This window comes from Kluyvera genomosp. 2 (assembly GCF_036759865.1).
Classification (GTDB): domain Bacteria; phylum Pseudomonadota; class Gammaproteobacteria; order Enterobacterales; family Enterobacteriaceae; genus Kluyvera; species Kluyvera ascorbata_B.
The window spans coordinates 197,676-220,329 of record NZ_JAPKIA010000004.1; the positions used below are offsets into that span (position 1 = coordinate 197,676).

18 protein-coding genes are annotated in these 22,654 nt (G+C 58.0%); 7 read left to right on the forward strand and 11 right to left on the reverse strand.

The window, feature by feature from the left end; translation table 11 throughout:
• Positions 1-6 precede the first annotated feature (6 nt).
• The 9 genes from mngB to iaaA form a co-directional block, all read right to left on the reverse strand.
• On the reverse strand, positions 7-2,640 hold the full coding sequence (mngB, locus tag V6942_RS05770) for a mannosylglycerate hydrolase (RefSeq protein ID WP_333500929.1): 2,634 nt from the start codon (positions 2,638-2,640) through the stop codon (positions 7-9).
• Positions 2,641-2,669: 29 nt separating this feature from the next.
• A complete protein-coding gene (locus tag V6942_RS05775; protein WP_223878901.1) occupies positions 2,670-3,764 on the reverse strand; it encodes a PTS fructose transporter subunit IIC in 1,095 nt (364 codons plus the stop codon).
• A gap of 30 nt (positions 3,765-3,794) precedes the next feature.
• A complete protein-coding gene (locus V6942_RS05780) occupies positions 3,795-4,118 on the reverse strand; it encodes a PTS fructose transporter subunit IIB (RefSeq protein ID WP_106924523.1) in 324 nt (107 codons plus the stop codon).
• Complete coding sequence (locus V6942_RS05785; protein WP_333500930.1) at positions 4,115-4,576, reverse strand: fructose PTS transporter subunit IIA; 462 nt, start codon at positions 4,574-4,576, stop codon at positions 4,115-4,117. The genes V6942_RS05780 and V6942_RS05785 overlap by 4 nt, the downstream gene beginning before the upstream one ends.
• Before the next feature lie 238 nt (positions 4,577-4,814).
• Complete coding sequence (gsiD, locus tag V6942_RS05790) at positions 4,815-5,726, reverse strand: glutathione ABC transporter permease GsiD (RefSeq protein WP_333500931.1); 912 nt, start codon at positions 5,724-5,726, stop codon at positions 4,815-4,817.
• A gap of 1 nt (position 5,727) precedes the next feature.
• On the reverse strand, positions 5,728-6,648 hold the full coding sequence (gene gsiC / locus V6942_RS05795) for a glutathione ABC transporter permease GsiC (RefSeq protein WP_106924526.1): 921 nt from the start codon (positions 6,646-6,648) through the stop codon (positions 5,728-5,730).
• Between the two features lie 52 nt (positions 6,649-6,700).
• On the reverse strand, positions 6,701-8,239 hold the full coding sequence (gene gsiB, locus V6942_RS05800; protein WP_333500932.1) for a glutathione ABC transporter substrate-binding protein GsiB: 1,539 nt from the start codon (positions 8,237-8,239) through the stop codon (positions 6,701-6,703).
• Between the two features lie 23 nt (positions 8,240-8,262).
• A complete protein-coding gene (gene gsiA, locus V6942_RS05805) occupies positions 8,263-10,122 on the reverse strand; it encodes a glutathione ABC transporter ATP-binding protein GsiA (RefSeq protein WP_106924528.1) in 1,860 nt (619 codons plus the stop codon).
• Between the two features lie 11 nt (positions 10,123-10,133).
• Positions 10,134-11,075, reverse strand: coding sequence for a beta-aspartyl-peptidase (iaaA, locus tag V6942_RS05810; protein ID WP_106924529.1), 942 nt, complete (start codon positions 11,073-11,075; stop codon positions 10,134-10,136).
• A 179-nt stretch (positions 11,076-11,254) separates the two neighbouring features.
• Here iaaA and moeA point away from each other — a divergent pair, with 179 nt between their 5' ends.
• Both moeA and moeB read left to right on the forward strand, forming a co-directional pair.
• The gene (moeA, locus tag V6942_RS05815) at positions 11,255-12,490 is read left to right on the forward strand and encodes a molybdopterin molybdotransferase MoeA (protein ID WP_333500933.1); all 1,236 of its coding nucleotides are present in this window, start codon (positions 11,255-11,257) and stop codon (positions 12,488-12,490) included.
• Entirely contained in the window at positions 12,490-13,251 is a 762-nt protein-coding gene (gene moeB / locus V6942_RS05820) for a molybdopterin-synthase adenylyltransferase MoeB (protein WP_106924531.1), read from the forward strand. Before moeA ends, moeB begins: the two co-directional genes overlap by 1 nt.
• A 74-nt stretch (positions 13,252-13,325) precedes the next feature.
• On the opposite strand, the gene fsa is transcribed toward moeB, so the two are convergent.
• Positions 13,326-13,988: a fructose-6-phosphate aldolase gene (gene fsa, locus V6942_RS05825; RefSeq protein ID WP_333500934.1), complete on the reverse strand. Its 663-nt coding sequence runs from the start codon at positions 13,986-13,988 to the stop codon at positions 13,326-13,328.
• Between the two features lie 133 nt (positions 13,989-14,121).
• Between fsa and V6942_RS05830 the strand changes: the two genes are divergently transcribed.
• The 4 genes from V6942_RS05830 to V6942_RS05845 all read left to right on the forward strand — a co-directional run bounded on the left by V6942_RS05830 (position 14,122) and on the right by V6942_RS05845 (position 19,973).
• Positions 14,122-15,024 carry a glycyl-radical enzyme activating protein gene (locus V6942_RS05830; RefSeq protein ID WP_333500935.1) on the forward strand — a complete coding sequence of 301 codons (903 nt, stop codon included), beginning with the start codon at positions 14,122-14,124 and terminating at the stop codon, positions 15,022-15,024.
• Between the two features lie 5 nt (positions 15,025-15,029).
• Positions 15,030-17,462, forward strand: a complete 2,433-nt coding sequence (locus tag V6942_RS05835; protein WP_182929235.1) for a formate C-acetyltransferase/glycerol dehydratase family glycyl radical enzyme — start codon at positions 15,030-15,032, stop codon at positions 17,460-17,462.
• A gap of 238 nt (positions 17,463-17,700) precedes the next feature.
• Positions 17,701-18,510: a Cof-type HAD-IIB family hydrolase gene (locus V6942_RS05840; RefSeq protein ID WP_106924548.1), complete on the forward strand. Its 810-nt coding sequence runs from the start codon at positions 17,701-17,703 to the stop codon at positions 18,508-18,510.
• A 197-nt stretch (positions 18,511-18,707) separates the two neighbouring features.
• Positions 18,708-19,973: a DUF1479 domain-containing protein gene (locus V6942_RS05845; protein WP_333500936.1), complete on the forward strand. Its 1,266-nt coding sequence runs from the start codon at positions 18,708-18,710 to the stop codon at positions 19,971-19,973.
• Here V6942_RS05845 and V6942_RS05850 read toward each other — a convergent pair.
• Positions 19,940-21,043 (reverse strand): LacI family DNA-binding transcriptional regulator, encoded by a 1,104-nt coding sequence (locus tag V6942_RS05850; RefSeq protein ID WP_106924550.1) that lies wholly within the window; start codon positions 21,041-21,043, stop codon positions 19,940-19,942. The two genes, V6942_RS05845 and V6942_RS05850, sit on opposite strands and share 34 nt — an antisense overlap.
• A 298-nt stretch (positions 21,044-21,341) precedes the next feature.
• On the opposite strand from V6942_RS05850, the gene V6942_RS05855 reads away from it, so the two are divergent.
• On the forward strand, positions 21,342-22,643 hold the full coding sequence (locus V6942_RS05855; RefSeq protein ID WP_106924551.1) for an MFS transporter: 1,302 nt from the start codon (positions 21,342-21,344) through the stop codon (positions 22,641-22,643).
• Positions 22,644-22,654: the final 11 nt, after the last annotated feature.

Below are 22,654 nucleotides of genomic sequence, written 5' to 3' on the forward strand. Positions count from 1 at the left end.
CCCTCTTCAGGCGATTGCTACATACAGCGTCTGCACATCGTTCGGCTTAAGCGTCGCTCTCTCCTGCGCCGGCGTCTGCTCGTCCAGTAGCACACAGTGCGCATTTTTCAGCGGCGGAATCAACACCGGCGTTTCAAGGTGCGGGTTATAGAAGCGGCATACTAAGCCGCTCCCCCGCTCGGCGCACTTCACCACGCTCAGCAGTGCATCCTGTGGCCCATCAGGCAGTGTCAGCAGGCTGTACTCATGCGGGTAACAACGTATTTCATCACTAAGGCAAAACCGCAGACGGCCGTTCAGAAAATCGCTGTCCTGATAGACGGGGAACGTGGTCATTAAGGTCTTCGACAGCCGCGCGTGCTGCGCGTCATCAAATGCCCCGCGGTAGATGCGCCAGCTGAAGCTGAACGAGAGCGTCCCCAATAGCTGGGCATCCGGCGTGGCAACAACCGTCTCTCCCGACGCCCGACCAGGACGATAAAGGAGATTGGCTTTACCCATGTAGCCAAACGAGCGGAACAAGGTGACGGCGATCGTGTCAAAACGGTCGCCGACAATTTCATACTCGCGCACGCCGTTGGTATGCAGCGTAAAACCGTGGTTCTCGTCGTGCAGGTTAACGTAACTTTGCATCGGTTCTATCGCTATCGGCTTCTCATGCCATTCCTCTTGTTCCCACACCCGCAGCGAGTTGCTTAGCTGCACCGGCCGCGTGGCAGCGCCAAACAGCCGATCGGCGCAGGAGACATTTGCCAGAATATCCGTTGCAAAATGCACGCACAGCCGATGGCTCAGCACCTGATTATCGACCTCGGCGGTGAAGCGGATTAGGGCATCCTGCTGCAACATAACCTCGACGGTGACCGGCATGACGCCATCGAAAACGCCGCGTGCTCGCGCTTCCAGGTCAATCGGCACTGGCATCCGATAGCGCAGACGCAGCGTTTGTCGCAGCGCGTTGCGCTCGCGGTCCAGGCCGTTGAGACAACCTTCCGACGTGACCTGCCTGTCGTGGCGTGGCGGCGAATAGTTGTAGGCGTCGCCGTCATCGCCGTTTTCTACCAGCAACATCTGCCGGGCGTAGCGTTTCCCGCTGGCTTTGTCGGTCACGGTCAGCAGACCATTTTCCTCTACATCAATACGATAATAGTCATTTTCAATCCATGACCGCGTATCACTCTGAGTCTGGCTTGCACCGTCGGCACTGAAGTCTGCGTACCAGCGGGTATAGCCCAGCGCGGGCAGCGCGCTGCTGCTCACCGTCACTTTGCTGCGGTACACTCGCTCTGGCTTATGGTAAGGCTGACCGGGGTTAAGGCGAATAGTCTGATTCAGCACATAGTCGGTCAGATCCGTCTGCGCCTCAATCACATACGGCAGCGCGTGGCCTGCGGCATCGCGTAAAATAAACGGCGTGCCCGGTAGCCACGCTTCAAAGGTAATCTGTGGCGCAGCGGGTGCGGTCAATGGGTTAAATACGCTAAAAGTATAATCGTGCTCACGCGGGGTACGAATGGCGATTTGCCGGGTATGCAGCTCGAGCAGATTACTGGCGAGATCGTGCGCCTGCTTATAGCGAGCGGCAATATCACGGTTCGTTTCGTCGCTGTTGCAGCCACCAATACTGTCGTGGGCAGCATTGAAAAACATCAGCTTCCAGATATCCGCTACCGCGCGGGCGGGGTAGTCGTGTCCCAGGCTACGGCTGATGGCCAAAACCGGCTCCAGAGTATTGACCAGCAGAGCCTCAATGTCGTTGTTAAGCCGCTTCAGGTCGGCCCGGCAGGAAAAGATCGTCTTATGTACCCTGGAGTGTTTACCTTCCGTCAGTTCCCCATGAAGCGTACGGACATCACCAGCGGCCTCTTTCTCCAACACGGTGATAAAATCGAGCGGGCTACTAATTTGATAACGGCGCTCGTCGTCGCAGGCGTTGAACTGACGCACCAGATCCGGCAGATTCTCACGAATCGGCGCTTGATCGAAACCGTGCGGATACAGCAGATTCGTCCGGGCGCTGCGCGCTTCTATCGGTGCCATCTTTGCCTGCAGGAACGCCGCCATGGTATCCGGTGTTTCATCCAGCAAACCGCCATAGTGATACCCCCACGGCATCTGCACGGCAAATACCGTATCGCCGTTATCCCCCTGCCAGCAAAATTCGGTCTCATGAAGTGTGTTGTCGGCGATGCCCCGCCAGAACAAGGCGTGGCGAATACCGAACTGCCGGTAAATTTGCGGCATATTACCGCCCTGACCGAAGCAGTCCGGTACGTAGCCTAGCTTCATGCTCCCGCCGGATTCATCGGCTACGCGCATTCCATACCACAGGTTGCGTACCACCGATTCCTGGTGAACCACCAATTGATCGGTTTGCGTATACCAGGGTCCGGTCAGCAGGCGTTTTGCCGCTACCAAGGCGCTCAGTCGCGCTTTATCTTCCGGCGCCCACTGCAGATAACTTTCGATAAGAGCACTTTGCGCATCCAGTAGATAACATGAAAAATCGGGATTCTCCTCCAGCACGCGCAGTACATTCTTCACGTGATGCAAGAGGTAAATCCGCGAGCGCGATGAAGTGAAATACCACTCCTGATCCCAGTGCGTATGGCTGTAAATATGTACCACTTTCTCTTTCATCCCGCTCTCCCTTCCGTCACAGGCCCAAATCAATCAAATTTAATGTCTATTTCATCGCTGACCGTCGATATATCGCCGGTTTCTACCCGTTCTTCATCGTTAAAATTCACCAGTAAATTGGCGCCAAAGGCTATCACCAGGGTGCCAACGAGCGCGCCGAGAAAATAGGCCCACGGATGACCAACGGTGAAACCGCCGTACAGCCCACCGAGCGGTGGCATGATCGGATAAGCCTTGAACAACGCGACTGTCATCGCGCCCAGCGCCCCGGCTAACACGTTAACGGGAATGAGCCGCGCGGGGTTACGCAACGTAAACGGAATTGCGCCTTCAGAAATGCCGAGGATACCCATAATGACCGCACCGTTGCCCGCCTCTTTCAGGGTCTGGTTGAAGTTGTTGGGCCGCAGGAAACGTGCGACAGCGTAGCCCAGCGGTGGAATAATAATCGCCACATTCACCAGGATAGCAGGCAGATAAACGCCGCTCAGAAACAGCACGTTGGCGGTACCCCAAGCGGCTTTGTTGACCGGGCCGCCGAGATCGAAGCAGATCATCCCGCCCAGCACCGCCGCCAGCATCACGGTACTGGTACCGTCTTCCGTCATCTGCTGTACCCAGCCCATCAGCGCAGCGTTAATCCAGCTAAGCGCATCGCCGAGCAACAGCAGCATCACCACAACCTGCAGGCCAACGGTGATAAACGGCAAAATAATCAGCGGTACCGAGCTAGAAGCTGAACCGGTAATGCGAATTTTGCGTCCTACCCACTCCGCCGAATAGCCCGCCAGCAGACCGCCAAGTACCGCCCCCAGAAACCCTGAGCCGGTTATGGAGGCAATCAGCCCGGCAGTAAAACCGGCCGCCAGTCCTTTCTTACCCGCTACCGAATAAGCGACATAGGCGCCCAGTACGTAGTTCATCAGACCAATGATTTTGAAACCGACATCCTGGGTCAGATACAGCCAGTTCATGAGTCCGTCACTTTTGGCGAAGGCATCAAGATTGGATTCGCCAACAATCAGGCCGAGTATTTTGGCCACCGCGACCATCAGCGAACCGGCAATAATGACCGGCAGCGCAAAAGAAATGCCGGTCATTACGTGGTTTTTTATGTCTATCATTATCTTTTTCATGACATTACCCCGGCAGTTTTATGCGTTGCGGCGCGCCTCAACCGCCGCGACGCATTTGCTAATCACATCAGCGGCATGAGTGACGCATTGGCCAATTTTTACCCGAATCACCGTTTTCCCGGCGAAACGAGCCTCTTCTTCAATGGTCCGGTCGGCAGCAATCAGCACAAAATCGGCCTCGGCAATCGCCTGTTCCGGCAGGCGATCCAGGATTCCCATTGCGCCCTGCTGCTCAATACTGACCTTGTGGCCAAGGCGGGCACCCTCTTTTTCCAGCGATTTTGCGGCCATCGGCGTATGGGCCAGACCAGCGATACAGGAGGTCACTCCAACTATGTTCATCTCTGCTCCTTTATTTCGATACGTGACTGCATAAAGTGAAACAATTCGTCTTCATCTTTGGCAGAAAATAAAAACGCTCTGAAATCGTCCTCAACGATTTGGCAGGCAAGGCTATTGATGATCTGTAAATGCAAAAGCGGTGCCCCCGCTTCAGGCACCAGCAGGCCGAAAATAATCTGTACAGGCTGATCGTCGAGGCTTTCCCAGGCAATCGGCTGCTGCAGGCGAATAAAGATCACCCCGGCCTGCGAGACGTTGGCGGTTTTCGCATGAGGGATAGCAATCTGGCTTTCAAAGCCGGTGGAATATTGGTTCTCGCGCGTCCACAGATCGGCCTCAATGTTCTGCGCGCTGTCGGCCCACCCCTGCGCCACAGCGTGGTGAGCGAGAAAGCGAAAGACCGACTGCTTATCGATAAAAGGCTGGTTGAGAAAAATGTTGTCCCGAGCAATGAGCATTGACCTACCTCTCCATGCGTTTAGTCCCGATTAGGTTAGGTCGATACTAAGACTTCCTGCCCTCGCAGTCTGAGCGGCGTTTTCCGCCCACAGGAGGAAATGCCTTCTTCCGGAGGCAGGGAAAAAAGCGAGAAGCGTCAAAAAAAGAGAGCGGATTGTGATGAGCGACAAAGTCGCTCTTCCAGAACATAAGGAGAAGGAACAGGCTGCCCGTGACGCCAGCAACCTGTCGCAGGGACTACCCCTTCAGCTTCGGATCGAGCGCGTCGCGCAGCCCATCGCCCAGGAGGTTAAACGCCAGCACCGTCAGGAAAATCGCCAGTGCCGGGAATATCGCGACGTGTGGCGCAATCACCATATCGGCGCGCGCTTCGTTGAGCATTGCGCCCCACTCCGGCGTCGGCGGCTGAGCGCCGAGGCCCAGGAATGACAGGCTGGCGGCGGAGATAATCGACACCCCGATACGCATCGTGAAATACACCACAATGGATGACACGGTGCCTGGCAGAATATGCTGGAAGATAATCACGCTGTCGCTGGCGCCAATGCTGCGCGCCGATTCAATAAAGGTTTGCTGCTTGAGCACCAGCGTGTTGCCACGCACCAGGCGGGCAAAGGCGGGAACGGAAAATATGGCCACGGCAATAATGACGTTGGTCATCCCGCTACCCATAATCGCCACCACCGCAATCGCCAGCAGAATGCCGGGAAAGGCAAACAGCACGTCGCAAACGCGCATGATGATGCGGTCCCACCAGCCTTCATAATACCCCGCCAGCAGGCCAAGAACGGTGCCTATCAGCGAACCCATCAGCACCGCAAATACGCCTGCGGTGAGGGATATTTGCGCTCCGACCAGGACGCGGCTGAAAATATCGCGCCCCAGCGAGTCGACGCCGAACCAGTGGATCAACGACGGTCCGTCGTTAAGCCTGTCATAGTCAAAGTAGTTTTCCGCATCGAACGGTGCAATCCACGGGGCGATGATCGCCACAACGATCAATAGCAGGACAAAAATGCCCGCAGCCATCGCCACCGGCTGCTGACGAAAACGCCGCCAGAACTCGCGCCACGGCGTGCGGCGAGCGTCTGCTTGCACGATCGGCATGGCGTTAAGAACGGCTTGTCGGCGCCAGTTGAATAATCGCACGTTATTTATACCTGATAGCCGGGTTAATGGCGGCGTAAAGCACATCGACCACTAAGTTAATAAGAATAAACTCCAGCGAAAACAGCAGCACCTCGGCCTGAATCACCGGGTAGTCGCGCATCTCGACGGAGTCCACCAGCAGGCGCCCGAGCCCCGGCCAGTTAAACACTTTCTCGACCACAATCGAGCCACCGAGCAAAAAGCCAAACTGGAGGCCCATCATTGTCACCACCGGGATCATAGCGTTACGCAGCCCGTGCTTGAGCACTACCGATTTCTCGCTCACCCCTTTGGCGCGCGCGGTGCGCATATAGTCTTCATTCAGCACATCAACAAACGAGGCGCGGGTAAATCGCGCCATCACCGAGGCCACAGCGGCCCCCAGCGTCAACGACGGTAATATGTAGTGCCGCCAGCTGTCAGCCCCCACCGTCGGCAGCCAGCCCAGCTCGACGGAGAAAATTTGCATCAGCAGCATACCCAGCGCAAAGGCCGGGAACGAGATGCCGGTCACCGCCAGCGCCATCCCGAGCCTATCCGGCCAGCGGTTACGCCAGACGGCGGCGGCAATTCCCGCCCCCATGCCAAATATTACCGCCCAGCTCATGCTGGCAAGCGTGAGCCATAGCGTCGGCAGAAAACGGCTGGCAATCTCTTCTGATACCGGGCGTCGTGACACCATCGACGTGCCAAAATCACCCTGCACGGCGTGACTAATGTAGTGCCAGAACTGCACATACAGCGGTTGATCCAGCCCCAGCTGCTGGCGCACCATGGCAATCACCTGCGCATCCGCCTCGGGCCCGGCAATCAGCCTCGCCGGGTCGCCGGGCAGCATATGGACAAACAAAAACACCAGCACGGCCACGATAAACAGCGTGGGGATCAGGCCGAGCAGGCGTTTCATCACATAGTTGAGCATGACTCTCCTTGCCGCGCATCCCCTGCGCCATCATGACGCAGGGTAAGGTCGCTTACTTCAAATCCGCATCGTCAAAGCTAAATCCAGTATCCGGCATAATATAGAACCCAGACAATGACTTACTGTGCGCTGAAACCAGTTTTTCCACTACCAGCGGCACCCACGGCGACTCTTTCCAGATGATATCCTGGGCGTCTTTATACAGCCGCGCTTTTTCGCTGCCGTCGGTGGTTTGCAGCGCAGCGGCCAGGTCTTTATCAACCTGCGGGTTGCTGTAGAATGCAGTGTTGAACTGGGTTGGCGGCCAGTTTGATGAGGCAAACAGCGGCGACAGCGACCAGTCAGCTTCGCCGGTCGATGCCGACCAGCCGGTGTAGAACATGCGCACGCCGCTCTCTTTCTGGCCCTTACCTTCCACTTCCGCCGCACGCTGACCGGCGTCCATCGCCGTCACCTGCGCCTTGATACCAATCTGTGCCAGCTGCTGCTGGGTGAACTGCAGCACCTTCTGCGCGGTACTGTGGTTATGCGATGACCACAGCGTGGTGCTAAAACCGTTCGGGTAACCCGCCTCTTTTAACAGCTCGCGCGCTTTCGCCGGGTCATACGGCCATGGCTGATATTGCGTTGAGTAGGCAATCGACGGTGGCACCACGCCGGTCGCCGGCGTTGCGTATCCCGCAAAAGCGACCTTCACCAGCGCCTGGCGGTTGATCGCGTAGTTGATGGCCTCGCGCACTTTCGGATTATCAAACGGTTTTTGCGTCACGTTCATGCTGATGTAGCGTTGCATGATTGACGGGCTGGCCACCAGCTCAAGCTGGCTGTTTTTCGCCAACAGCGCGGCCTGCTCGTAAGGGATCGGGAAGGCGAACTGCGCTTCGCCGGTTTGCAGCATCGCGGCGCGCGTATTGTTGTCGACAACCGGACGCCAGGTAATCGAGTCCAGCTTCGGCAGCCCTTTTTGCCAGTAGTGGGCAAATTTGCTGACCTTCACAAAATCGGTCTGGTTCCAGGTATCCAGCTGATACGGCCCGGTACCTACCGGGTGGAAGCCAATCTCGTTGCCGTATTTTTTCAGCGCCGCAGGCGAAATCATCGCCGTCGCCGGGTGGGCGAGAATATTGATAAACGCCGAGAATGGCTGCTTGAGGGTGATTTTCACCGTCTGCGGGTCGACGACTTCGGTCTTATCAATATTCTTGTACAGGTTGTAGCGCTTGAGATGGCTTTGCGGATTGCTGGCGCGATCGAGGTTAACCTTCACCGCCTCGGCGTTGAAATCGGTGCCATCCTGGAACTTCACCCCCTGACGCAGCTTCACGGTGTAGACCTTGCCATCATCAGACACGCTGTAGCTTTCGGCCAGCACGTTTTTCAGCTTCATCTCTTTATCCAGGCCAAACAGCCCCTGGTAGAAGGATTTTGCTACCGCCTGCGACAGCGTGTCGTTAGCATCATACGGGTCGAGAGTGGTGAAATTAGAACCAACCGCGACCACAACATCTTTTGCCGCGAACGCGGGAGCGGCGGCCAGCGCCGAGGCTATCCCCAGAGCAACCAGCCATTTACCTGAAATGCGTTGTGTCATATTGTCCCCTGCCTATGGTTTTATTATCGGTTTATCAGCGCACTGCTTACCGGTTCGCGGGCCACGTAGTGCCCAGGTGAAACCTGTTGCAAACCGGTCGTTTCTACCTCTTCGCCCCGCTTATAGATATTGCCCGGCAGCTCGTCGGACAGCAGTACGCGCTGCGGTCGCCGGTGCGCCGGGTCAGCGACCGGCACGGCGGCCAGCAGCTTACGGGTATACGGATGCTGCGGATCCTCAAAAATAGCGCGCCGCGGGCCAATTTCCACAATGCGGCCGCGGTACATCACCGCCACGCGATGGCTAATACGCTCCACGACCGCCATGTCGTGAGAAATAAACAAGAAGGCGATACCCATTTCGCGCTGGAGCGACATCAGCAGATTAATAATCTGCGCGCGGATAGAGACGTCCAGCGCCGACACGGACTCATCGGCAATTACCACCTTCGGCTCCAGCGCCAGCGCGCGCGCAATGCAGATACGCTGACGTTGGCCGCCGGAAAACTCGTGCGGATAGCGCCAGGCATGTTCCGGGAGCAGCCCCACCCGCTCCAGCAGCCACGCCACGCGCTGCTGCAACGCCTCCCCCTGCAGCACACCGTGCACCCGCAGCGGCTCCATAATCGAAAAACCGACGGTATGACGTGGGTCCAGAGAAGCATAGGGGTCCTGGAAGATAATCTGAATATCGCGCCGCAGCGGCTGAAGCTGGCTGGCGGAAAGGCCGTCAATTCGCTCGCCGTTAAATGTAATAGCGCCCTGTTGTGATTCCACCAGCCGCAGCAGCGCCCGTCCGGTGGTCGACTTGCCGCTACCGGACTCGCCGACCAGCGCCAGCGTCTCGCCGGGCCATAAATCAAAACTGACGTTTTCCACCGCATGCACTTCGCGGGTAATACGGTTTAGCAGGCCGCCGCGCAGCGGGAAACGCGCGACCAGGTTACGAACCTTGAGTATCGGGTCACCGCTCACTACCGTATTTTGCGGCGGCGGCGGAGGTGCCGACGCGTTCAGATCCGGAAAGCTTTTCGGCAACGCGCTGCCGCGCATTGCGCCCAGACGGGGCACCGCGGCGAGCAGACGACGCGTGTAGGGATGCTGCGGCGCGTTAAAGATATCTTCAACGCGGCCGGTCTCAACCGCCTCGCCCTGATGCATCACCAGCACCCGATCGGCGATTTCAGCCACCACCCCCATATCATGGGTGATAAAAATAACCCCCATCGACATCTCTTTTTGCAGCACGTCGATAAGCTGAAGAATTTGCGCCTGAATGGTCACATCGAGCGCGGTGGTCGGTTCATCGGCAATCAGCACCGCCGGGCGACACGACAGCGCCATGGCAATCATCACCCGCTGGCGCATACCGCCGGAAAGCTGATGCGGGTAGCGCGACAGCATGGTCTGCGCTTCGGGGATGCGCACGTTATCGAGCGTTTTTTTCGCCTCGGCCAGCGCCTCTTCGCGCCCTAGTCCCTGATGCAGCCGAATAGATTCGGCGATCTGCTCACCGATGGTAAATACCGGATTGAGTGAAGTCATCGGCTCCTGAAAAATCATCGCCATATCGGCGCCACGCACGCGGCGCATCTGCGCGGGCGTTTGCTCCGCAAGCGCAATGACCTCACGGTTACGCCGACGCAGCAGCATCTGGTCACAGTGGACGTCGCTGTTGGATTGCTCCAGCAGCCGCATCAGCGCCAGCGCCGTCACGGATTTCCCCGAGCCGGACTCGCCGACAATCGCCAGCGTTTCGCCCCGATTGAGATGAAAAGAGAGCTGATGTACGGCACGCACGGGCTGCTTATCCTGGCGAAACGCCACGTTCAGGTTCTGAACGCTCAGCACCTGGGTTACATCAAGCTCATCGGCATGCGGCACGGTTGCTCCTTTTATTCCCGGTAAATACCAATCGTAGGCGTATCGCCGGCGTAGGCCCAGGCACGATACATCCCTTCACTGTTGAACGGCAGCACGACGTTGCCTTCGCGGTCGATAGCAATCAACCCGCCGCTGCCGCCGAGCGCCGGCAGTTTTTCCATCACAACCCGCTCGCAGGCCTCCAGCAGACTCAGGTTGCCGTACTCCATTAATGCCGCAATATCGTACGCCGCCAGCGTGCGGATAAACACCTCACCGGTGCCGGTACAAGAAACGGCAACGCTGGCATTGTTGGCATAGCAGCCCGCCCCCACCAGCGGGCTGTCGCCCACCCGCCCTGGAAGCTTATTGGTCATTCCGCCGGTCGAGGTGGCGGCGGCAAGGTTGCCGTTGATATCCCGCGCGACGGCACCGACGGTCCCCATCTTATGACGCTCATCGAGCGGCGCACCGTCGTGATCGAGAATAAATGCGCCGTTGCTGCGCGCTTCGACAAGCTGTTGAAAGCGCGCGTCGGTAGAGAACAGCGAATTCTCCACCCACTCCATGCCCTGCGCCTGAGCAAAGGCTTCCGCACCTTCGCCAATCAGCATCACGTGCGGGCTCTTTTCCAGCACCAGTCTGGCAGCCAGAATGGGGTTTCGCAGATGTTTCACGCCCGCCACGGCCCCCGCCTGCAGCGCGTTGCCGTCCATCACGCAGGCGTCAAGCTCATGGGTTTCCTCGGCGGTAAACACCGAGCCGATTCCCGCGTTAAACAGCGGGCACTCTTCGAGCTGTCGTACCGCTTCCGTCACCGTATCAAGGGCGCTGGCACCGGCCTCAAGCATCCCTTGTGCATGTTCCACAATGCTGGACAGCGCGGTCACATATTCGCGCTCTTTTTCCGCCGACATCTGCTGGCGGCTGATGGCCCCCGCACCGCCGTGAATTGCAATGACTGCCTTGCCCATTACGCCATCCCTTCCATCATTTTCTTTATAAATATCATTATAGTGGCATTGCGCCTATATGAATTTTGAATATAGAAATAGCCTTCCGTCATGTAAAGCTACACCGCAGGTGGCATACAGTCTGCGGGGGTTTTCTGCCATAATGTGCGGATTCGAACGTTTCCCGCAGGAGTTTACCCATGGATTTTACCGCCGGACTGATACCGCTTGATGCGGCGCTCACACAGATGCTTGATCGGATTACCCCACTTCAGGAAAGTGAAACGGTACCGCTGTTGCAGGCGTTTGGGCGCATTACCGCACGCGATATCATCTCCCCGCTGGACGTACCCGGTTTTGATAACTCGGCAATGGACGGTTACGCCGTCCGCCTGGCCGATCTTAGCGCACAGGCGCCGCTGACCGTTGCTGGCAAAGCCTTTGCTGGACAACCGTTCCACGGCGAATGGCCTGCCAGCAGCTGCGTGCGCATTATGACCGGTGCCCCCGTTCCCGCCGGCTGCGATGCCGTCGTGATGCAGGAGGAAACCGAGCAGACCGACGCCGGTATTCGCTTCATCGCCAACGTGAAGCCGGGGCAAAACATTCGCCGCCGCGGTGAAGACATTGCCCGCGACGCGGTCGTCTTCCCCGCAGGGACGCGCCTTACCGTTGCCGAATTACCGGTGCTGGCGTCGCTCGGCATCGCCGACGTCGACGTGGTGCGGAAGGTCCGCGTCGCGCTGTTTTCTACCGGCGATGAACTGCAGCTGCCGGGCCAGCCGCTGGGTGACGGGCAAATCTACGACACTAACCGCCTGGCCGTACACCTGATGCTCGAACAGCTCGGCTGTGAGGTCATTAACCTGGGCATCATCCGTGACAACCCGGAACAGCTTCGCGAAACCTTTGTCCAGGCCGATCGACAGGCCGACGTCGTCATCAGCTCCGGCGGCGTATCGGTGGGTGAAGCGGATTACACCAAAACCATCCTCGACGAGCTCGGCGAAATTGGTTTCTGGAAGCTGGCCATCAAGCCGGGTAAACCGTTCGCCTTCGGTAAGCTGAGCCACAGCTGGTTTTGCGGTCTGCCGGGTAACCCGGTCTCCGCCGCGTTAACCTTCTATCAGCTGGTCCAACCGCTGCTGGCGAAGCTGAGCGCCAGCACGCACGCCACCCAGGCTCCCCGCCTGCGCGTACGCGCCGCCGGTCGACTGAAGAAATCGCCGGGTCGTCTCGACTTCCAGCGCGGCGTGCTAAGCCGCGACGCCAACGGTGAGCTTACCGTTACCACCACCGGCCACCAGGGTTCGCATATTTTCAGCTCCTTCAGCCAGGGCAACTGTTTCATCGTGCTGGAGCGCGAACGCGGCACCGTTGAAGCGGGTGAATGGGTCGAGGTTGAGCCGTTTAACCATCTGCTGGGAGGCCTGTAATGGCCGTCGAACTCAGCGATGCCGAAATGCTGCGCTACAACCGGCAAATCATTTTGCGCGACTTTGATTTTGACGGTCAGGAGCAGCTAAAAGCGTCGCGCGTATTGGTCGTTGGCCTCGGCGGTCTGGGCTGCGCCGCAGCCCAGTATCTGGCCGCCGCGGGCATTGGCCAACTGACGCTGCTGGATTTCGATACCGTCGCGCTCTCCAACCTCCAGCGCCAGACGCTGCACAGCGATGCCACGATTGGCCTGCCGAAAGTGGACTCCGCCCGCGCGGCGCTGGCGCGGATTAACCCGCACGTCACGCTGGCGGCCCGTAACGCACTGCTGGAAGAAGACGAGCTGTGGGCGCTGATTGCCGAACACGATCTGGTGCTCGACTGTACCGACAACGTCACCATTCGCAACCAGCTCAACGCGGGCTGCTTCCGCCATAAGGTCCCGCTGGTTTCCGGCGCGGCGATTCGGATGGAAGGGCAGATTTCGGTATTTACGTATCAGGAAGGCGAGCCATGCTACCGCTGCCTGAGCCGCCTGTTCGGCGACAATGCCCTCACCTGCGTCGAAGCGGGCGTAATGTCGCCGTTGGTCGGGGTCATCGGTGCAATGCAGGCCATGGAAGCCATTAAGGTGCTGGCCCATTACGGTACGCCAGCGGCGGGGAAAATCGTGATGTATGACGCGATGCGCTGTCAGTTCAGAGAGATGAAGCTAATGCGTGACCCAGCGTGTGAGGTGTGCGGGCAGGCTTCGGCATAACCCCCTCACCCTAACCCTCTCCCCAACGGGGAGAGGGAACCGATAATCGCTTGCCCACCATCCGGTATTTTCTTTTACAGCGACGTCCGTCCGAATGCCGTTTGCCAGTCCTGCTCAAACTTCGCCACCGCCGCGTCTACCGCCGGGTAGCTAATCAGCTGCTGCGCCACGTCCAGCGGCAGAGTAATCGACTGACAGCCCGCCAGCAGGCAATCCAGCGCCTGGCGTGGCGTTTTGAAACTGGCCGCCAGCACTTTCGACTGCGGTGCATGCAGAGTCAGCAAATCCTGTAATTCGCACACCGTCTGAATCCCGTTGCCGCCTTGTGCATCCACGCGGTTGACATAAGGCGCGACATATTCTGCACCCGCCAGCGCCGACAGCAGCCCCTGCGCGGCGCCGTATACGGCGGTGCCTAAGGTCGGGATCCCCTCTTCTTTCAGCATTTTAATCGCCGCCAGCCCTTCTGCCGTTACCGGCACTTTGACCACCAGATCCGGAATAATCGCCCGCAGCGTATGCGCATCTGCCACCATGCCATCGGCGGTAGTCGCCATGACCTGGGCAAACAGACGGCCTTTACCGCCCATGGCGTCAAGCAGCTCCGGCAGCAGCGCATCCAGCGGCTTTTTGCCCGCAGCCACGATGCTTGGATTGGTGGTAACGCCCGCCAGCGGAAACACGCGCGCCAGCTTTTTAACTGCCGCAACGTCAGAGGTGTCGAGATAGAGTTCCATGATGATTCCTTAAAGCGTGATATTGAGCATGGAATAACCCTACCACAGCAAAACCTCTTCTTAAGTTGACGCATGTCAAGATAACTTTCATTCGAAAGTATTTTAATCTTTATACGAAAGATGAGGGCACGCTATGATTTTCAACATTCAGCGCTATTCCACCCACGATGGTCCAGGCATCCGCACCGTGGTTTTCCTGAAAGGATGCTCGCTCGGCTGTCGCTGGTGTCAAAACCCGGAAAGCCGCGCCCGTGAACAGGATCTGCTGTTTGACCCGCGCCTGTGCCTTGAGGGCTGCGATCTGTGTCAACAGGCGGCGCCTGCGGTCATTACCCGTGCCCTTAACGGCCTGGTTATTCATCGCGAAAAGCTGAATCAAACGCATCTCGACGCGCTGGCACACTGTTGCCCAACGCAGGCGCTGACCGTCTGCGGCGAAGCGAAAAGCGCCGAAGACATCATGGCGACCGTTCTACGCGATAAGCCCTTTTACGATCGCAGCGGCGGCGGCATGACGCTCTCCGGCGGCGAGCCGTTTATGAATCCTGAACTGGCGCTGACGCTGCTGAAAAGCGCGCATGAACAAGGCATCCACACGGCGGTCGAAACCTGCCTGCATGTGCCGTGGCGCTATCTCGAACCGGCGCTGCCGTATATCGACCTGTTCCTCGCCGACCTCAAGCACGTTGACGAGGCGCACTTTAAACAGTGGACCGACGGCTCGGCCAGGCGCGTACTCGATAACCTGAAACGCCTGTCGGCAGCCGGCAAAAAAGTCACCCTGCGCGTGCCGCTGATTCAGGGCTTCAACGCTGATACCGCCTCCATTAAAGCGATTACCGATTTTGCCGCCGATGAAATGCCCGGCGTGCGCGACATTCATTTTCTGCCGTACCACACGCTGGGAATCAACAAATATTCCCTGCTCGGTCTTCCCTACTTTGCACCCGACAAGCCGCTGAATGACCCAGCGCTGCTGGACTTTGCCCAACAGTACGCGCACGAAAAAGGGTTAACGGCGACACTACGAGGATAAAAACCATGACCACTCTGACGCTCGATAAACTGACCGACCGCATCCAGGCCCACAAAAACGCGCTGGTGCATATTGTTAAGCCGCCGGTGTGCACCGAACGCGCACGCCACTATACCGAAGCGTACCAGCAGCACCTGGACAAGCCGATTCCAGTCCGCCGCGCGTTGGCGCTGGCCCACCACCTGGCAGAGCGGACTATCTGGATCAAACACGACGAGCTGATCATCGGCAACCAAGCCAGTGAAGTGCGCGCCGCGCCGATCTTCCCGGAATATACCGTCAGCTGGATTGAAAAAGAGATCGACGATCTCGCCGACCGTCCGGGCGCGGGCTTCGCCGTCAGCGAAGAGAACAAACGCGTGCTGCACGAAGTGTGCCCATGGTGGCGCGGCCAGACCGTACAAGACCGCTGCTACGGTATGTTCACCGATGAGCAAAAAGCGCTGCTGGCGACCGGTATCATCAAAGCTGAAGGCAATATGACCTCGGGCGACGCTCACCTGGCGGTAAACTACCCGTTGCTGCTGGAAAAGGGCCTCGACGGCATGCGCGCGAAAGTGGCCGAACGCCGTACCCGCATTAACCTGACCGTGCTGGAAGACCTGCACGGTGAGCAGTTCCTCAAAGCTATCGATATCGTTCTTGAAGCCGTAAGCCTGCACATTGCCCGTTTCGCCGAGCTGGCGCGTAACATGGCCGCCGAAGAAACGCGGGCCAGCCGCCGCGATGAGCTGCTGGCGATAGCGGAAAACTGCGACGTGATTGCCCACCAGCCGCCAAAAACCTTCTGGCAGGCGCTGCAGCTGTGCTATTTCATTCAGCTGATTTTACAAATTGAGTCGAATGGACACTCCGTGTCGTTCGCCCGTATGGACCAGTATCTGTACCCTTACTATCGCCGCGACGTTGAGCTGGAACAGTCATTGGATCGCGAGCACGCCATTGAACTGCTGCACAGCTGCTGGCTGAAGCTGCTGGAGGTGAACAAAATTCGCTCCGGCTCGCACTCCAAAGCCTCTGCCGGTAGCCCGCTGTATCAGAACGTCACCATCGGCGGCCAAAAATGGGTAAACGGCGAGGCACAGGACGCGGTCAACCCGCTCTCTTACGCAATTCTCGAATCCTGCGGCCGCCTGCGCTCCACCCAGCCAAACCTGAGCGTGCGCTACCACGCGGGCATGAGCAACGATTTCCTCGACGCCTGCGTGCAGGTGATTCGCTGCGGCTTCGGCATGCCAGCGTTCAATAACGATGAAATCGTCATCCCGGAATTTATTAAGCTCGGCGTCGAACCGGAAGATGCCTACGACTACGCGGCAATCGGCTGCATCGAAACCGCCGTCGGCGGTAAATGGGGCTATCGCTGTACCGGCATGAGCTTTATCAACTTTGCCCGCGTGATGCTGGCGGCGATGGAGGGCGGCCGCGATGCCACCAGCGGTAAGGTGTTCCTGCCACAGGAGCACGCGCTGTCGCAGGGCAACTTCGCCAACTTCGACCAGATGCTGGCCGACTGGGATAATCAGATCCGCTACTACACGCGTAAATCGATTGAGATTGAGTACGTGGTCGACACCATGCTGGAAGAAAACGTGCACGATATTCTGTGCTCGGCGCTGGTCGATGATTGCATTGAGCGCGCAAAGAGCATCAAACAGGGCGGCGCGAAGTATGACTGGGTTTCCGGCCTGCAGGTGGGCATCGCCAACCTCGGCAACAGCCTGGCGGCGGTCAAAAAGCTGGTATTCGATCAGGGAGCGATAGGTCAGCAGCAACTGGCACAAGCGCTGGCGGACGATTACGAGGGTCTGACCCACGAACAGCTGCGTCAGCGCCTGATCAACGGCGCGCCGAAGTACGGCAACGACGATGACAGCGTTGATACCCTGCTGGCGCGCGCCTATCAGACCTATATCGACGAACTGAAGCAGTACCATAACCCGCGCTACGGCCGCGGCCCGATTGGCGGAAACTACTACGCCGGCACCTCGTCTATTTCGGCCAACGTGCCGTTTGGTGCCCAGACTATGGCTACACCGGATGGCCGTAAGGCGAAAACGCCGCTCGCCGAAGGCGCCAGTCCGGCTTCCGGTACCGACCATCTGGGGCCTACCGCGGTGATCAGCTCTATTGGTAAGTTACCGACGGCATCCATTCTTGGCGGCGTGCTGCTTAACCAGAAGCTGAACCCGGCAACGCTGGAAAACGAGAGCGATAAGCAGAAACTGATGGCGCTGCTGCGCACCTTCTTTGAAGTACACAAAGGCTGGCACATTCAGTACAACATCGTGTCGCGCGAAACGCTGCTGGAAGCGAAGAAACATCCGGATCAGTACCGTGATTTAGTGGTGCGCGTGGCGGGGTATTCGGCGTTCTTTACCGCGCTGTCGCCGGATGCGCAGGATGATATTATTGCCCGTACGGAGCACACACTGTAGTTCGGTGTTTTCCCCCTCACCCTAACCCTCTCCCCAATGGGGAGAGGGAACCGATTGGTGCCATTTTCTCCTCCTCCCTTTCAAAGGGTGCCGGTTTTCTTCCTCTCCCTCCCAGGGAGAGGGCCGGGATGAGGGTAAAACGCGCACATCACCTCCCTTTCGAATGAAATAAATTTGTGCTTTAGCTCACATTGTAATTAAATTGTTTCTGGCCGAAGTTACCCCAGGAGCATCCCGCATGACCGTTAAAGTTATCGTCACTGATATGGACGGAACTTTTCTTAATGACGCCAAGACCTACGACCGTTCGCGGTTTCTGGCGCAGTTTGAACAGCTTCAACAGCGTGGCATTGAATTCGTTGTCGCCAGCGGCAACCAGTACTATCAATTAATTACCTTTTTCCCGGAAATTCGCGACTGCATCTCCTATGTCGCCGAAAACGGCGCGCTGGTATACGAGCACGGGCAGCAGCTTTTCCACGGCGAACTGACGCGTCATGAGTACCAGGCGGTGCTTGGCGAACTGTTAAAAGACCCGCAGATGCACTTTGTCGCCTGCGGCCTGGAAAGCGCCTATATCAGCGACCGTGCGCCGCAAGCGCTGGTTGAGCTCATGTCAAAACACTACTATCGCCTCCAGCGCGTGGCCGACTTCCACGCCGTTGACGACAAAATTTTTAAGTTCTCGCTCAATCTACCGGACAGCGATATTCCCGAGCTGGTCGATAAGCTGCACGTCTCTCTCGACGGTATTATGAAGCCGGTTACCAGCGGCTTTGGCTTCGTCGATCTGATTATTCCGGGGCTGCATAAAGCCAACGGCATCAGCCGCCTGCTGAAGCGCTGGCAGTGCTCCCCGCAGCAATGCGTGGCCATCGGCGACAGCGGTAACGATGCGGAAATGCTCAAGCTGGTAAAATATGCCTTTGCGATGGATAACGCCGTCGACAGCATAAAAGCGATTGCTGGCTATCGTACCGATGACAATAACCACGACGGCGCGCTGAACGTGATCCAGGCCGTGCTGGACGGCAATGCCCCCTTCTGATTTTCTCCCTTTGTAGGCCTGATAAGGCGAAGCCGCCATCAGGCACCATCGTGCACAGTGCCGGATGGCGGCTTCGCCTTATCCGGCCGACTCGCCCGGTCACACCCTCTAAAATTTAAACTTGCATTAACTTATTTTTAACTTAAAGTATCACCTGTAATTCATTTTGCTTTCGAACGAAAGATTGCGAGGTTGATATGACGGTTACCTTTACCCACGAAACGCTCCCTGCCGATCCCACGTCGGCCATTCGTCAGATGAAGCAGACGCTGCGCGCGCAGATTGGCGACGTGCAGGCCGTCTTCGACCGCCTGAGTGCCACAATTGAGGCCCGGGTAGCGGAAATTAACGCATTGAAGACGCAGGGACAGCCGGTGTGGCCAATAATCCCCTTTGAGACGCTGGCGGCCGGGAAAATCAGCGAAGCCACGCGCGCCGAGGTGAAACGCCGCGGCTGTGCGGTGATCAAAGGTCATTTCCCGCGCGAACGGGCGCTGGCCTGGGATCGTTCGATGCTCGACTATCTCGACCTCAACCGTTTTGACGACGTCTACAAAGGGCCTGGTGACACCTTCTTCGGCTCGCTCGATGCTTCACGCCCGGAAATCTACCCGATCTACTGGTCACAGGCGCAAATGCAGGCGCGCCAGAGCGAAGAGATGGCGCTGGCACAGTCGTTCCTTAACCGCCTGTGGCAGGTAGAAAGCGAGGGTAAGCAGTGGTTTAACCCGGATATCAGCGTTATCTACCCGGACCGTATTCGACGCCGCCCGCCGGGCACCACGTCGAAAGGTTTGGGCGCGCACACCGACTCCGGCGCGCTGGAGCGCTGGCTGCTGCCAGCCTATCAGCAGGTGTTTGCTAACGTGTTTAACGGCAACGTCGAGCAGTACGATCCGTGGAACGCGGCGTACCGTACCGATGTAGAAGAGTATACCGTTGATAACACCACCAAATGCTCGGTGTTCCGCACCTTCCAGGGCTGGACGGCGCTGTCGGATATGATTCCTGACCAGGGTCTGCTGCACGTGGTGCCGATTCCCGAAGCGATGGCTTATGTGCTACTGCGCCCGCTGCTTGATGACGTTCCGGAAGATGAACTGTGCGGCGTTGCGCCGGGGAAAGTACTGCCAATCTCGGAGAAGTGGCACCCGCTGTTAATCAGCGCGCTGACCGCCATTCCCGCCATTGAGGCCGGGGATTCAGTATGGTGGCACTGCGACGTGATTCACTCGGTGGCACCGGTCGACAACCAGCAAGGCTGGGGTAACGTGATGTATATTCCGGCAGCACCGATGTGCGCGAAAAACCTCGCCTACGCCCACAAGGTGAAGGCAGCGCTGGAGCGTGGTGCCTCGCCGGGCGACTTCCCGCGCGAAGACTACGAGGCCGGGTGGCAGGGACGCTTTACCCTCGCCGATCTCAATGTTTACGGTAAACGCGCGCTCGGCATCGACGTCTGATTGTCGTACAACCCTTCCCGTTCTACAGCGGTGTGTCCTTTACCGGGGCGCACCCGCCGTACCGACTCGCGCACCGCCAGACGGCCGTGCAGCAGTAACGAGCCCATCGGCGCGTCCGGGCGAATCAGCCGCTGCTGAAGCATCTGCACCGCTTCAACGCCCAGCTCATCGCGCGGCACATGCACCGCCGTCAGCGGGACATCTTCAATCGCCGCAAGGTTAAAACCGTCAATGCTCATGACCGAAACATCCTGCGGCACCCGTAGCCCGCGCTGGCGCAGCGCGTTGATGGTCCCCGCCGCCATAAAATCGCCGCCGACCAGAAACGCCGTCGGTAGCGGACGGTTACCCCGGGCATCCAGCCACGCCCCCACCTTTTCCTCGGCGCCTTTGGCGCTGAAGCTGCTGATATTCAGCAGGTCGCGCTCATGCTGAAACGTCAGATTATGCGCCCGCCACGACTCTTTAATCCCCGCCAGCCGCTGCTCCATGGTGTAGCGGCGCAGGCACATCACGTTCATGACCTCACGGTGGCCCATCTCGAACAGGTATCGGGCGGCAAAAGCGCCGATCATCCGGTGATCCGGGGCGACGGCGGGCAAGCGCATACGTTCGTCGCGACAGTTGATCAGCACGCAGGGCTTGGCGAGATCGGCGGCCAGATCGTGAATATGCGGGGAGTCGATACCAAGCAGGATCGCCGCCTGCGTTTCCGGTTCGTTCATGCGCGAAAGAAACAGCGCCGGATCGCTATCGTTCTCATCCAGCGGACAGTAACGCAGGCGAACCTCATGCGGCGACAGCGCCTTGCTGATGCTCTGGATCACACGGTAGTAAAAGATGTCGGACCGCTCGTCAAACGCACGCGGCGGCGCGAACACAATCAGGCTATTTAGCAGCATTCTGCCTGCCGCCATCCCGTCCATTACCCCCAGATCCCGTGCGCAGGCCAGCACCTGCTCACGGGCGCGGGCGCTGGTGTTGGCTTTACCGGCCAGCACCCGCGACACGGTACTGGCCGACAGCCCCGTTCGCGCGGCGATTTCGGCAATTTTCAGCTTCTTTTCCATTTTGTGATCCGCCTCTAATTCGCAAATGAAAGAATTTTCATGACTGAAAATCCTGATGCCGCATGGGCTGAAATACGTATGTGCAATGTATATCAGCCTGTTATGAAAAAACGTGCACAAAACCCGCTTTCCCCGGATTTTTTTGTCTCTTAAGGTGAATTGGTAGAACAACTTCCATACAAGAACGGTGGAAGTCAAAAACAACAAAAGCAATAACGATCAAAACCTTAAAAAAGTGGTGTAACAGCTTCCCACATAGTTGCCGCACCGTTCCCTACATCATCCTGTGGAGATCCCTATGAGTCAGGGTATCAATAATGAAATGGCCACCAGTAAAACCCGCCGCGTCGTCAAAAACCTGCGCTGGTGGATGCTGGTGCTTTTTTTACTCGGCGTTACCGTCAACTACATCACTCGTAACTCGCTGGGGATCCTCGCGCCAGAGCTGAAAGACAGCCTCGGCATCACCACCGAGCAGTATTCCTGGATCGTCGGTGCCTTCCAGATCGCCTACACCCTGTTCCAGCCGCTGTGCGGCTGGCTGATTGATGTGATTGGCCTCAAGCTGGGCTTTATGATTTGCGCCAGCCTGTGGGCGCTGGCCTGTCTGCTGCATGCGGGGGCCGGTAACTGGATACATCTGGCGCTGCTGCGCTTCTTTATGGGCGGCGCGGAAGCAGCGGCGACCCCGGCAAACGCCAAAACGATTGGCGAGTGGTTCCCGAAATCCGAGCGCCCGGTAGCGGCAGGATGGGCGGGCGTAGGCTTTTCTATCGGCGCAATGCTGGCGCCGCCGATCATCTACTTTGCCCACGCCTCCTTCGGCTGGCAGGGCGCATTTATGTTTACCGGTCTGCTGGCACTTGCCTGGGTCGTGCTGTGGTGGGCGTTTTACCATAACCCGGACAAACACCCGAACCTGGGCAAGGCCGAGCTGGACTATATCCGCCAGGATAACGAAGCGCCGCCGGTCAAGCTGCCGTTCCTTACCGCGCTGAAAACCGTCGGCAAAAACAAACGCTTCTACGGCATCGCGATCCCGGCCTTTATGGCGGAACCGGCCTGGGCCGTATTCAGCTTCTGGATGCCGCTCTACTTCGCCAAGCAGTACAACATGGATCTCAAGCAGATCGCCCTGTTCGCCTGGCTGCCTTTCCTCGCCGCCGATCTCGGTAGCGTCGCCAGCGGTTACTTAACCCGCCTGTATGTGCGTCTGTTTGGCTTCTCACGCGTTAACTCCACCGTGGCAAGCTCCGTGACCGGCGCGTTCCTGATGGTCTCGCTCGCCGTGGTCGCGCTCACTAAAGATCCTATCGTCGCCGTGGTGCTGATGTCGATTGGCGGTTTCGGCCACCAGATTATCTCCTGCATGCTGAGCGCGCTGGTGGTGGAGTCTTTCGATAAAGGCCAGATGGCCACCGTGAACGGTATGCGTGGCTCCGCCGCGTGGATCGCGAGCTTCATCTTTTCCCTGATTATCGGGGTGACCGCCGACAAAATCGGCTTCAACCCGCTGTTTATCGCCATGGGTTTCTTCGACCTGATTGGCGCCATCTTCCTGGTTTCTTTTATTGCTGAACGTCGCGCAAAACGCGCCTGAGAGTGGATGTA